Origin of the sequence: Cupriavidus taiwanensis (assembly GCF_900250115.1) — a bacterium.
Lineage (GTDB): Bacteria > Pseudomonadota > Gammaproteobacteria > Burkholderiales > Burkholderiaceae > Cupriavidus > Cupriavidus taiwanensis_B.
On the sequence record NZ_LT984805.1, the window covers coordinates 202,891 to 215,718 of the forward strand.

Genomic DNA, 12,828 nt, shown 5'->3' on the forward strand with positions numbered 1-12,828 from the left:
CGCTCAAGGCCTCAGCGTGCGCACGCGCTTGCCGTTGGCAAGCTTCACCCCACCGTCGTCGATGCTGACGACCTTCCAGCCGCCGTCCAGCGTGTCGCCAGCCTGGACTGGGATGGTTCGACCGCTGACTTCCACAACCGCGTTGTAGTGACCGTCGAACGCGCGCAGCGACACCACGCGGGGCGCCTCCGGCGCGAGCCGCGGTGCGCGCTCTGCAACGCCGCCGACCGGCATCGGACCGGCCAGCGAAATCGATGCCACACCGGCGCCCGCCGCCGCACCGGCAGGAGCTGCAATCAGCGAATCCTCCGCCCGCTTGGCCTCTGCCTTGTACTTGGCGATCTCAGCGCGCGCCTTCCACAAAGCCATTTGGGACTGCAAAGCCGCGAGTTCCGGCGCGTCAGTGGGACGCAACGGTTGGACGGCTTCTGCCGCGGGCGTGCTCGTCGCTGTGGGGCTCGCAACGCCCGCCGCTGGGGCGGCAGCCGTCGGTTGCATTGACGGAGCGGTGCCAGATTGCGACGTCCCTGGGCTGCCTCCCGCCGACGCGATCGCCGCTGCGACAGGGTTCGACATCGCCGACGCCGCATTGGCAGGGGCGGCAGCCGAGAGGCCGACGGTAGCGGCAAAAGCCAGCGCGGCAGGGGGCCAACGATGATTGAATGCGCGATTCTGCATGGAATTGTCTCTGGGTTACAGCAAGCGGGCCGAGATCATGATGGCGATGACCGTGTCTCCCTTGAGCGCACCGACGCCACCACCGAGTGCGGCCATCCACGGCTCGCCGACGCCGTTATTGGTCGTAGACGCCTTCTGGTTGCGCAGGCCTGTGAGCACCAGCGATTCACCCGGCTTCAAGGTGATCGACTGCGTGAACCGGTTGGTCGGCATGGTGCGCAGCTGCACACTGGTCTGGTTCGCGTCCCCGCCCGAGTTGAATCGCTGCAGCGGCAGCAGGTCCGACAGCGTCATGTCGAAGTTCATCAGAATCCGGCCATCGACCACCTTGGGTAGGAAGTTGCTGGTAAAGCCGTAGGTCACCGTTCCGGTCTGGATGGAACTGGTGGAACCGACATTGGCAGCCAGCGTCGTTTGCGACTGCGCGACATAGTCCTGCAGCGTGGCGGTCTGCAAAGCCAGGACTTTGCCGTTTTGCGTGACGCCCGAGCGCGATACCACCTGCGATACATTGCCAAGCGTCGAGAGCGCCTGCACGACGGCCTTGCTGCCGGCGAAAGGACCACTCATGATGGTCGCGCCCAGATTCATGGGGGTGGCACTGCCTGAGATCGTCGGCGTGCTGACGGAACTGAACGCGACGCCGGTCTGGCCAGCGGAGCTTTGATAGGCGAGCGACAGGTTCAGCCCGTAGTTGTCCTCACGCGTGACGCGGACTTCGTAGACCTGCACGTCGATCGCCACCTGCTTGCCGTACATGGCCGCCAGGCTCTTGACGAACTGTTCGATGCGATCGCATTGCACCGGATCGCCCGTCACGGTCAGGGTGCCAAGGTTCTTGTCGACCACGACTTCGGCGCTCGCGCCAGCGACGGCCTTGGCAGTCGCCTGCAGCGTTTCCCACGGCTTCATCTCGACGGACATGTTCATCGACTGGCCGCTACGGCCACCACTTCCGCCTGAACTGCCGCCGTTCCCGCCGGCGCCGGCCATGCCCCCGGAGCTGCTGTCCGACGTGGTGATCGAACCGTTCATGGATGAGGCATCCGCGAGGCTCGGCAGCATGAAGGTCCGGGTTTCCGTCCGGAAGAACGACACCGTCCCATCGTTGTAACGCGACCAGACCCAAAAATACGCCTCGACGGCATCGAGGAAACCCTTGAAGTTGCCTTCGTAACGGAGGGTCAAGGGCGTAGTGATCGCCATGCCAGCACCCTGGCCCGAGCCGGAAGCGCCGGCCAACGGGGCGGCCAGGTCCACTCGGGGCGTGCCACCCATCGGAATTGGCCCAGTCGGCCGCGATCCGGCGGCAGGTTGCGCTGGTGCCGAACCGCCCGTTGCGGACGCCACGGCTGAGGCGTCCACGGTCGCGCGCACGCCGACGCTCTGCGCGATCCAGTTTGCAGCTTCCGTCAAGGATCCAAGCGTGCCCTTGAACACCACGTGTTTGTTGTAGATGTCCGGCTGCGGCTTGCTGGCGCGGATCTTTTCCCCCATCAGCCAGGCGCCCTCATGCACCCGGAACACCGGGCGGCTGCGAGGCGCATCGGCGTATGCGGCGTGCGCCTCGTTGCCGATGGCGTTCTGTACGTTGCGCGTTTCCATCACACCGCAGCCCGACAGCAGCGTGGCGGCCGCCACGGCGGACGCGGTGTAGCGCGCTGCATTGCTCTTCTTCATCATCATTGGACCATCCCGTTTTGGCTGATAATCACCGTGCGATTGCCGCGCCAGCTATCCCCCACCACGTCGGCGCCGTTATTGGCCAGCTCCTCCACCACCCGCTTGACTGCGCTTTCGAAGTCGCTGCCGTAGTCCTTGTCGCCGGGCACGATCCAGCCGTCCGGCACGTTCCAGGCCACCGTCCACCCGGCCCGGCTCGCCCAGTTCTGAAGCTGCTGTTGAAGTGCCTCCCCTTTGACAAGCCGGAACACGGCCCCGGCCGCCGGCGCGATGTTCGGCACGGCCGGCGTGCTGGCCTTGCTCGGCGCTGCGCCTGCGGATGGTGTATTGGCGGCCAGCAATGTCTGGCTGGCAGCAGCCTTGGCGGCACGTGGCGCCTGCAGTTGCTGCCAGCCGTCGTTCGACAGCTGCGAGGCGTGCACCGCCGGCACAAGGATCAGGCCGCTCAAGAGTGATGCTGCGGCGACGGCAATGCGAACGGTTCGGTTGGATTGGCACATAACTATGCGTTCGGTTGAGGTGAAGGAACTACCGCAAGGCGGCGCGCTGCAGCGCCTGCCACCGCGCATGAATCTGGTTGGCGTAGCGCAACTGCTTGTCGGGCGAGGAGGCGTTGTAGGCCCCGACCGCCTTCCACGTTGGTCCGAAGCGCTGGATGTTCTCGCGCAGAATCCACGCGCCGACGTAGGCATTGATGCACCCATCAAACAGGTGGGCGCGCGTGATCCCATACCTGCCCAGGCGCGGCAGGTGGATCGAGTTGATCTGCATGAGGCCGATATCCTCCGAACCGTTGCCATTGCGATTCGTGACCCACGGCCGCATGCCCGACTCCTGCAACGCGATGCTCCGGAGCAAGGAGGGGCTGACCCCATGGAACTTCGCGGCATCATCGAGGCAGTCGGCACGAGCTGCGCTGGCCAGCAAGGCGGATGCCGTGAGCGCCACCATCCAGCGGATCTTCACAGTGCCACCTTGCCCGGCTGCTCTTTGAACCGCACCTGCGGCGAGCGGTCCACGTAGACCACATTGCCGTCCGCGATCACCGTCAGGCGTGCGGCAATGCCGTTGAACTTGTAGTAGCGGTCCTTGTGTTCACCGTTGCGCTGATGCTCATCACCGAACACAGAAACGCTCACCAACGACTTGGCAAAGCTCAGGTAGGTGGCGCCGTCTTTCTCGAAGACCATTTCCAGGCCGGCGCTGTTCTCGCGCGGAAATTCGTAATCGATCTCCGGCGAGCGCCTGACTTCGACGGCCTTGCCGTCCGCAGTCGCAGTGAACCGGTCAACGGTCGCGAAGGACAACACGCGCTGGGCCTCGTCCCACCTCGTCCAGATCTTGCTATCGGTCTCGTCACGCAGGACCAGGTCCTTGGGCTCCTGCTCGAAGCGAATCTCGATCCGACCTTGCTTGTTGTCACGGATCGCCAGTGCTCCGAAGGCGGAGGCCAACGTCGGCCCTTCCGGCAGCGGCGTGCCAGCCACCGGCAACGTCGGCGCCGCAGGCTCTTTCGGCGCTGCAGCCACGTTGCCCGGCGTCGTCAGAGCGGCCTGCAACACGCCGCCAGGTGTCGCGGCGCTTGAGCCGGTCTCGGCCACGGAGAAGCTCTTCGGCGGTCCGGCACGCAGCGCAATGTTCCGGCGCGTGAAGTCCACTTCCGCGTAGAGATTGCGCTGTTCAAGCACCCGCGCGAGCGCTTGCAGCCAGTTCTCCCCGCCGCGGGTATCCAGTGCCACGTCGTCGGTCAGGGAGATATCCTTCTGGGCGGTGCCGGTCCACCCCGCCGGCGCGATCGACTTGATCATCTGCGCGAGCGGCAGGTTCGAACGGCCAGCGCGCACCAACGGCTGGCCGGCGTAGTTGCCGATCATCGCCAGTCGTCCGGAGATCGCGGCGAGACTCCGTGGCATGTCTCCCACCGGATTTGCCGGCTCGGACGTGAAGCCGTTGGCTCGCTTCCAGCGCGCGACAACCGGCTGACCACTGACGGAGTAGCGGACCACCTCCGGCACGCCGTCGATCACCCAGTACGGGCCATTTTGGATGGCGCCGTCGGCTTGCACGACCTGGCCGTGCCGCGGCTGGATGTAGGTCGACAGTCCATCGTTGAACACCATCGCGGGACGATCGGCGGCGCGCGCAATGACCTGGTAGTCGAAATCGAGCGGGTCGGTGTCGGCGGCCATGGCCTGTACAGCCACCAACGCCAGTGCAGAGAGAATGAACGACCTGATCATTGGAATTGCGCCACGTGTTTCATGAATCGGGAGAAGTACGGCCCACCGCGCTCAGGGTTCGCGCTGTGGTACCACGCCACCGCCTTCATCGGAGAGCCGCTTCGTTGCAGGTTCTCTGCCAGAATGTCTTCCGCCACGCGGATGTTCGTCGCCGGCGCCAGCGCCTCCCATGGCGAGGCGAAGCGCTTGCCGTGGTAGCACCAGTTCACCTGCATCAGCCCGACATCGAAATCGCAGCGCTGGTTGGCCAGAAGCCGGTTGATGGCCGCGTAGGCTTCCTCGCGCGTCGAGAAGAACATGCCGCGTCCTGCCACGTTAAGCGTCCAAGGCCAGGGCCGGCCGCGGTAAGACGACTCGTTCATGGCGATGCCCGCTGTAATCTTGGGATCCACGCGGCCGCCCATCTGCGCGAACGGCTCGGTCTTCGGCGCGCACGCCCAGCCACCGCGCCGCTCCGCGATGGCTTCCTGAGCGGCATCGTTCAGCGCGGACGGGCGCAGCCAACCTTCGCGCACCAGCAATGCGGTGATCGGCACAGGCTTGCCAGCCAGTGTCACGACCGGGCCGGCTTCCGCCCCGGCATCGACCTGCGCGCCCAGCAGACGTGCCGACCAAGCAAGGAACGCATCGAGTCCGCAGTACAGAACCGGCTTTCCTTCCATGGTGTGTAACCGGGCCTGCCCGTCCACCTTCACCACGATGGCAGTGGGGCTAATGACCGCGTCGATCGTTGCAGCCTGTGCGCCGGCAGTGATGAGTCCGGCAGCCAACCAGAGCATGCCCGCAAGCCGCTTAGTCACGATAGGGCTCCAGCACGATGTCATGCTTGACCTGAACCAGCATCTTTTGCCCCGGCTCGGTCGTGATGGTCGGACGGATATTCTGGTTACGGTTCAGGATGGTCTGCGCCGTCTGCGTGGCAATCTGCCCTGCAGCGTTCCCATAGGCGACCAGCCCCGCCGGCCCGACGGTGGTAGTGGTTGGGTTATCGTTGAATCGAAGCGACAGCGCACCGATCACCAGCGCACCGGTGAAGATCTTCAGAAAGTGGTTGTTGACGTCGCCGCTATTGCCGGCGGTGCCATCCGGATCAGCGCCCTGCATGCCCATCAGCGGCACGGTCTTGCCGTTCGGCAGTTGCATGCGCACGAACGCCGTGAGGACGCGCTCCTGGCCGACCGCAATGTCGGCGCTATAGATGCCAACCAGCGTGCTGCCCGCAGGAATGACCTTGCAGTTGCCCTGCACGGTGTCATAGACGTCCTGTGACACGGTGGCGCGGAATTCGCCCGGCTTGTCCGAGTTGAGTCCGCCGGCAAAGTTCGCTGGGATGACGAAGCCCCGGCTGACCGTGCATTTTGGCAACTTGCCATCGAAGCCGGTTCGCAACGTCGTCGTGCCGCCGGCGTCCCGCAGGAACTGCCGGTCGCCGGGCAACTGTGGCGCTGTCGCGCCTTCCTGTGCCAGTGCGGCCGCGTTCGCAGCGCCCTGGCGTGCCGCCACCGCCTGCTGCAGCGCACGCATCTGAGCCGGGTCCGTGACATCGGCCATGCCGGGCGGCGTCCGGCTTTGATTCAGTTGCGATTTGCGCGCGCCCGATTTGAACACCGGTGCCGTGTAGAGATCATCCTGCTCGTTCTTATTCGGGTCCACGGTGGGGCTGGCCTTCGCCCCGCCGCCCAGGTCCGATGCGGTCATGACCGGCGTTTTCGTGTCAGGGGCAATAGCGGCTTTGCGCTGCCGCTCCGCTTCCTCGCGGGCCTTGTCTGCCTGCGCGCGGATCGCGGCCTCGAGGCTTTGGCCGGTGTCGGCGTTGCCCGCACGCTGCTTGATTTGATCCGCGCGCGCCTGTTCCGCCTTCGCTTCGAGCTGATCGTCGGTGATGGTTTGGAAGTAGTAGCCCAACCCACCGACCAGTACCGCCGAGATGCCACCGAGGGCGAACAGCACATTGCGAGGGAGTTTCCCCTTGACCGTGCGCTCCTGCGCGTCGGTCACGGACGTGACCTGATCCATTTTCGCGCCGCGCATCAGAACAGCCCCAACACGCGACGACGGCCACGCTCGATCCTGACTTCATCGTCGCCGGAGCGCAGCACAACGGTATCGGCCAGACGCTGGACCACCAGATAGCCGCCGCGACGGATCTGGTTCACCACCACGAAGTCGCTGCCGTCCTTCACCAGGGCGACCGGCCAGCTCTGAAGCGCGGCGGCAGGTAACCGTAGCCATAGCGCCTTGCCATCGTCGAAAGCGGTCTCCGGCTTGAAGCTGGCGCTTCCCGAAATGGCGTATTCGAAATTCAGCTGGTCCGGTGGCACCGCCACGGCGTCGACGTTACGCGAATCGCCCCCCTCTGTCGCCTTCGCATTGTCCGCCTGCTCGCTACGCGAGTCATTGCGGGCCTTGACCTTGGCCGAGATCGACGTCGGAATGCGGAATCGCACCTTCTGGTAAAAGATACCGCCCAGAGGCGACGACACCAGCGTGAACTCGTAGCTGCGCTTGTTCGTGTTCACCGACAGCGTATTGACGAGGCCCGCCGCCTGCGGCTTCACGTAGAGATGGTTGGCGCCATCGGTGTCATAGTCCCAACGTACGTTCTCGCCCCAGGCCGGGTCGCCAACGATCTGCTCGTCGTCCGGAAACTCGATGGTCGTGACCTTCAATGGCGCGCTCAGCACCCGGAAAATTTGGTCCCGGCTGTACGTGAACACCACGAGCCGAGAGTCACCCGGCAGCGCGATAGGATCGACACCGCCATTGAACGGATTCCCCGGATTCATGGCGTCGCTCAGGTCGCCGATACCCAGCCCGGCAATGCCAGCGCCAGGACGGCGCCCAGTCTTGTCCGCAGCGTGGCCATCCGGAATGGAAAGCAACAGTGCCAGGCCAAGGGCGATGACCAGCGGGAGAACTCGGGAGGGGGTACGGGCTTCCATGGGCATAGTCGCGGCTCAGGCCGCGGATTTCTGGATCGAGAAAAAGATGGGGAACACGCCAAACGGATTCGTGCCGAGCATGGCCTCCTTGTCGGCCGGCTTGACTTGGTAGCGAAAGGTAATCGCGTACCGCTGCTTGCGCGGCTTGTATCCGTCTTCGGTTGTCGTCGTGACGAACTCGACCACGACCGTGCTGTCGGGCAGGCTTGCGATGTTGGTGAACCGGGGCTCGCGTGTGAGCGTCGGCGATGCCATCACCTGCCGGAACGGCTCATCCTCGTCCACCCATGCCTTGAACTGCTCTTTCGCCGATCCCAGCATCTGTTCTCGCACCGAACGCAGGTTCGCCGCCATGCGCGATGATTCGATCTGCGGCGTCAGGATGGGCTCGATGGTGAACCACCGCTGCACAAGATCCTTCAGTGCAGCTTGCACTTGCCGTTCATCCGGGTGGAATGCGTCCAGTTCGCGCGTGATGGGCTTGCCCGTCGCATCGGCCGACACGCCCACGACCTTCACCACCGACGGCGGCGGCTCCCGGGTCAGAATCGCGACGAGCGCGAGGCATGCGGCGCCGGCGGTAGCGAGCTTCCAGTGGTTGCGGTCCACGGTGATGCGCGTGGTCCGATCGAAAACGACTTGCTCCGGACGCTCTTCGCCATACATGCCCGGCGCGACGGTCAGGGGCTTGGCTTTGTCGGTGGATTTGCGAGAGAAGAGCATGTGGCGGCAGGACTTTGGGATGCCGCTAATTGAATCAGCGAATTGCCCTCTACCTGGCCTCGAAAGCTATGCCATTTTGCAGAGCTTTCCATATTTGTCGCATCGGCCTTCAATGCTAACGAGCGAACGAGCTTCCGATGCCGGTTCTGCCGATTGCACATGCTGAGCGACAGCATTGGCGCATCCCCCGTCGAATGCTCAGGATTTGACCGCGCCTTTCGCTGATATTGGAGGGAACATGTTCCTTTTCGCGACGACGGTGCCGCCACACGCTGCAGACTCGATCGAAAGCTCCTGAAAATGGCCTAGCTTTCGGTCCGCAAAGTCAGGCTTTGCCCGCCAACAATAGCGGGCATGGAATCAGCGTCCGCCAACCACCCTCTTCTGCAGCTCACGCAGCTGGCCGATAGCGCCGTTTCGATGTTCTTCGAATCGCTGGCGCCGCTGCACGACGTCATCCATGCGGATGATGTCGCAGAAGTCATGATCAACCGCCACAACAGCATCTGGGTCGAGCGGCGCGGCGTCATGACCCGCCTCGATGTCGTGCTCGACCCCTTCAAGGTCGAAGGGGCAATCCGGTCACTGGCCTCCTCTGTCGAGAAGTCCGCAGTCCGTGGGACATCACAAGGCATCATCAACGCAGGTCACAAGGGCCTGCGGATTGCGGCGGTGATGCAGCCGACCTCGATCGAGGGTCACGCACTCAGCATTCGTCGCCATCGCGAGAAGAACATGCGGTTGTCGGATTACGTGAAGGCCGGTGCCTTCTCCTCGCGACACGCGCGCACGGAAGCCGAAACACCCATTTTCACCGGTCGCGTCGAGGACGAAGCGCTCGCCCAGGCCCTTGGAGAGCTTGTCCGACAACGCAAGAACATCCTGGTCGCAGGCGGTACGTCCTCTGGCAAGACCACGCTTCTCAACGCCATGGTTGGGGAGATCCCGCCGGACGAGCGCGTCATCACCATCGAGGACACGACCGAACTCAAGCCCAGCGTGCCGAACGTTGTGCGCCTGCTATCCAACGCCGACAAGGGGGTCACCACGCAGCATCTGATTGCGCTCTCCCTGCGCTTCCGGCCCGACCGGATTCTCGTTGGTGAAGTCCGCGGCGGTGAAGCATACGACATGCTCCAGGCCTTCAACACCGGCCACGACGGTGGCATGGGATCTCTTCACGCACCAAGCCCACGCATGGCTTTGTCCCGTCTCGAAAGCATGGCGCTCCTCGGCATTCCACCCGGCTCCGGCTGGAAGGTCGAGGACATGCGCCGGCTCATCGCAGACTGCATTCACTACGTGGTGCACATGAAGCGATCGGGCGACATGCGTGTGCTCTCCGAGATCATTGAGATCAAGGGATTTCGCAACAACGACTACGAATTCCAACGCGTTTTCTAACCTCAGGAGTCCCTCCGCATGACCCCCCAGTTCTCCCTGCGCGCCCGCGCCACCGCACGCAAGTACGCGCCTTCCGTCCTGTTGCTCGTCGGCATGATGGCGGTGGCCACCTCCGCCGCCGCCGCGGACGATTCGTTCCTCGGCAATCTCGGCAACTTCATCTGTGGCATCGCCACCTTCATCAACACCAAGTACCTCTTCGTCATTGGCCTGATCGTCATCGTGCTCGGCGCGTACGCCTATGCCAATGCGGAGTCGAGCCTGTCCAAGTTCATTTCGGGGGCGTGCGTGGGCGTCGGCCTCGCCGCGGCGGCACCGTCGATCCTCAAGACGCTGAATATTGTGGCCGCCTGCACCGGCTTCTGACATGCGCAAGCACCATGTGAGCATCGGCTTGTCGATGCCGCGCCTGATCGCCGGCGCGGTACGCGGACTGGCCATCGCCAACGGCACCATCGTCGCGCTGCTGATCTATGTCACTTACCGCAGTGGCTGGGAGATCCCGGCGGCGATATTCGTCAGCGGTCTTTGCAACCACGCGCTGCTGGCCTGGCTGACAAGCCGGGATCCATGGTGGAACCAGATTCTCAACATCTACAACATGTACGGCGACCTGTACGAGTCCGTCCCCTGGCACGGGAAATCTCACTCGGTCTTTCGCCGGCCTTACGGCTTTGACAGCGACCTGCCATGCTGAAACTGAAACGCCGGCCGCTGGCCGAGATCGTGCCGTGGCTCACGTCCATTACGCCGGAACTGATCCTGAACAAGGATGGATCACTTCTGGCGGCCTATGAGTTTCGGGGTGTCGACGCGGATAGCGCCGATGCCAGTGACATTACCTCGGCCCGCGACCAGCTCGACCAGGCTTGCCGATCCTTCGACAACCGCATCACCGCCTGGTGGCGGCTGTCCCACCGCCGCACAACCGGCTTCATCGACGGCGATTTCAGCAACAGCGCCGACGCACGTCTGAACGCACTGAACCGTGCGCATATGACCACCGGGCGGTACTTCCGGAACACGCACGCCCTCAGCATTGCCTACACCCCCGAGTCGGGCATTGCAAAGTTCTTCGAGAAGATTGGCTATCACATGACGGTTGGGGGGCGCTCGGTGTACGGCGCCATCGTTGAGGCGGCAAAAGACACGGTTCTCTCTCGCAGCGCTTTCGCCTTCGACATGGAGCGGATGCACGCGGATACCCGGCGCTTCGAGGCCATGCTCGATGCATTTACCGGCGGCATTCCGCGCATCAAGCCGACCCGGCTCACCATGCAGGACAGCTATGCCGCGCTTCACCAGGTCGCCAATCCTAGCGTGCCGCCGCGCCGCATCCGGTTTCCTGTCACCTTGCTCGACACGCACCTGACGGAATCCGAGGTCACGGTGGGCGCCGAGCGATTGCTATTCGAATCCGCCCACGGCAAGCGTTATGCCGCGGTTGTTGCGGTGAAGGAATGGATGAGCTTCCAGGAAGCGGCGCTTGACAGCCTGATGCACGTGGATGCCGAGTTGGATATCTGCATCATGTACCGCTTTCTGGACACCGCGCGCGCCACGGCCTACATCGAGAAGGTGCGCCGCTTCTACAAGATGGCGGCGGTGAACCTGCGCTCCATGATGAAGCAGTACGTCTCCAAGGAGGAAAGCGAGAACGACGAAGGCCGCGAGGAACTGGCCAAGGAGGCGGGATACGCACTCAAGCGTCTCACCGCCGAGGGGATCCAGCACGGCTTTGCCAATATCTCGGTGATTGTCTACGCGGATTCCGAAGGTGAATGCGAGGACGCCGTCAGCGAGGTGGTCGGCGCATTGACCAACGCCGGCTTCGGGACGATCCGCGAGAAGGCGAACCTGATGCCCGCTTGGAACAGTACCCTGCCTGGCCGCTGGGACAAGCAACGCCGCCTCCAGTTCGTGGAAACGCCGGCCGTGTCCGACATCGCGCCGGTTCGCTCGGTCCTGGAAGGCCCGTCCTATAACGCGTGGCTAAGCGAGAAGACCGGAGCGGAAGTGCCTCCCCTGACCTGCCTGCCAACGCGCCACCGCACAATTCAGCGCGTCGACATGCATCAGCGCGGCGGCAACGGCCATCTGTTCGTCATCGGCCCGATCGGTGCCGGCAAATCGGTGTTCCTGAATTTCCTGGTGTCGCAAGGCGACAGGCACAAGGCGCGGCGGATTCGCTTCGACAAGGACCGTTCCACACGCATTCCGACGCTGCTGAGCGGAGGTACCTTCATTGACGTCACCGGGAAGTTTCAGACCAGCACGCCGGTCAATCCGTTGTCGCTGCTGGCCGACCCGAAGAACTTCACTTACATCACGGAGTGGCTGACGCTCTCCCTAGAGGATGACGACTTCACGCTGTCGCCTCAGCAGGTGCAGGATCTCTTTGAGGCCGTCAAGCTGCTGGCTGGCTACCCTCGCGAGCGCTGGACCCTCAGCTCGCTCTCGACGATGCTGCATGCGGATTTGCGCGGGCGGCTTCAGATCTGGCTCAAGGGTGGTCAGTACGGGCACTTCTTCGATCACGCCGAAGACGCTTTCTCGGTTAGTGACAACCTGTGTATCGAGATGGGTGAACTGTTCCAGAAGTACGAACGCGCAGCGGTGCTGTTCACCGATTATGCGTTCTACCGGATCAGTCAGTCGATGGATGGCATCCGCTACACGATCATCGAGGTCGAGGAATGCGGCTTCTTCTTCCAGAACGAGCGATTCTATCGGCGCTACGAGGATTGGATCACCACCATCCGCAAGCTCAACGGCGCCATCTGGTGCGCGACGCAGTCCCTGCGTCAGATTGCGCGCGTGGCGAACTTCGAGATCCTCAAGGAAAACATCGCCAACTGGATCTACCTGCCTAACAGCCAGGCTAAGACCAGTCCCGAACTCTACAAGGAGAAATTCGGGCTAACCGATGACCAAGTGCAGCTGATTTCAGACGCGGTGCCTAACCGCGACTACCTACTGATCACTAACACCCAGACACGAATGCTGCAGACGGCATTCTCCGACGAGATGGTGGCCATGCTGCGCTCGGACGGGGTCGCACAGTCAATCTGCGACAAGCACTACGCGTCGGGTGAATCCGATTGGCAGGACCGCTATGTGCGCGAAATGCTTGCGCGCGCAGCATAACTTTGGAGAAA

General features: G+C 63.4%; 13 protein-coding genes. 4 read left to right on the forward strand and 9 right to left on the reverse strand.

All coding sequences use genetic code 11. The features are described 5' to 3' along the window. Positions 1-3: 3 nt before the first annotated feature. The 9 genes from pilP to CBM2586_RS30145 form a co-directional block, all read right to left on the reverse strand. Positions 4-678, reverse strand: coding sequence for a type IV pilus biogenesis protein PilP (pilP, locus tag CBM2586_RS30105; protein ID WP_012354561.1), 675 nt, complete (start codon positions 676-678; stop codon positions 4-6). A gap of 15 nt (positions 679-693) precedes the next feature. Continuing rightward, positions 694-2,364 (reverse strand): type II secretion system protein GspD, encoded by a 1,671-nt coding sequence (locus tag CBM2586_RS30110; RefSeq protein WP_012354562.1) that lies wholly within the window; start codon positions 2,362-2,364, stop codon positions 694-696. After that, positions 2,361-2,810, reverse strand: a complete 450-nt coding sequence (locus CBM2586_RS30115; protein ID WP_018003857.1) for a toxin co-regulated pilus biosynthesis Q family protein — start codon at positions 2,808-2,810, stop codon at positions 2,361-2,363. Before CBM2586_RS30115 ends, CBM2586_RS30110 begins: the two co-directional genes overlap by 4 nt. Positions 2,811-2,889: 79 nt before the next feature. Beyond that, on the reverse strand, positions 2,890-3,312 hold the full coding sequence (locus CBM2586_RS30120) for a lytic transglycosylase domain-containing protein (RefSeq protein ID WP_026163867.1): 423 nt from the start codon (positions 3,310-3,312) through the stop codon (positions 2,890-2,892). 11 nt (positions 3,313-3,323) lie between these two features. Further along, positions 3,324-4,601 (reverse strand): TrbG/VirB9 family P-type conjugative transfer protein, encoded by a 1,278-nt coding sequence (locus CBM2586_RS30125; protein ID WP_012354565.1) that lies wholly within the window; start codon positions 4,599-4,601, stop codon positions 3,324-3,326. Further along, positions 4,598-5,401 carry a transglycosylase SLT domain-containing protein gene (locus CBM2586_RS30130; RefSeq protein ID WP_012354566.1) on the reverse strand — a complete coding sequence of 268 codons (804 nt, stop codon included), beginning with the start codon at positions 5,399-5,401 and terminating at the stop codon, positions 4,598-4,600. Before CBM2586_RS30130 ends, CBM2586_RS30125 begins: the two co-directional genes overlap by 4 nt. Then, complete coding sequence (locus CBM2586_RS30135; RefSeq protein ID WP_012354567.1) at positions 5,394-6,617, reverse strand: TrbI/VirB10 family protein; 1,224 nt, start codon at positions 6,615-6,617, stop codon at positions 5,394-5,396. Before CBM2586_RS30135 ends, CBM2586_RS30130 begins: the two co-directional genes overlap by 8 nt. 14 nt (positions 6,618-6,631) lie before the next feature. Then, positions 6,632-7,543 carry a TrbG/VirB9 family P-type conjugative transfer protein gene (locus CBM2586_RS30140; protein ID WP_012354568.1) on the reverse strand — a complete coding sequence of 304 codons (912 nt, stop codon included), beginning with the start codon at positions 7,541-7,543 and terminating at the stop codon, positions 6,632-6,634. A gap of 15 nt (positions 7,544-7,558) precedes the next feature. Continuing rightward, positions 7,559-8,266 carry a VirB8/TrbF family protein gene (locus tag CBM2586_RS30145; protein WP_012354569.1) on the reverse strand — a complete coding sequence of 236 codons (708 nt, stop codon included), beginning with the start codon at positions 8,264-8,266 and terminating at the stop codon, positions 7,559-7,561. 354 nt (positions 8,267-8,620) lie between these two features. Here CBM2586_RS30145 and CBM2586_RS30150 point away from each other — a divergent pair, with 354 nt between their 5' ends. The 4 genes from CBM2586_RS30150 to CBM2586_RS30165 are packed head-to-tail and all read left to right on the forward strand — an operon-like array spanning position 8,621 to position 12,817. Then, entirely contained in the window at positions 8,621-9,670 is a 1,050-nt protein-coding gene (locus CBM2586_RS30150) for a CpaF family protein (protein WP_012354570.1), read from the forward strand. An 18-nt stretch (positions 9,671-9,688) separates the two neighbouring features. Next, entirely contained in the window at positions 9,689-10,036 is a 348-nt protein-coding gene (locus tag CBM2586_RS30155) for a TrbC/VirB2 family protein (RefSeq protein WP_012354571.1), read from the forward strand. 1 nt (position 10,037) lies between these two features. Continuing rightward, complete coding sequence (locus CBM2586_RS30160; RefSeq protein WP_012354572.1) at positions 10,038-10,367, forward strand: type IV secretory pathway, conjugal transfer protein; 330 nt, start codon at positions 10,038-10,040, stop codon at positions 10,365-10,367. Further along, the gene (locus tag CBM2586_RS30165; RefSeq protein WP_012354573.1) at positions 10,361-12,817 is read left to right on the forward strand and encodes a VirB4 family type IV secretion system protein; all 2,457 of its coding nucleotides are present in this window, start codon (positions 10,361-10,363) and stop codon (positions 12,815-12,817) included. The genes CBM2586_RS30160 and CBM2586_RS30165 overlap by 7 nt, the downstream gene beginning before the upstream one ends. The last annotated feature ends 11 nt before the right edge of the window (positions 12,818-12,828 follow it).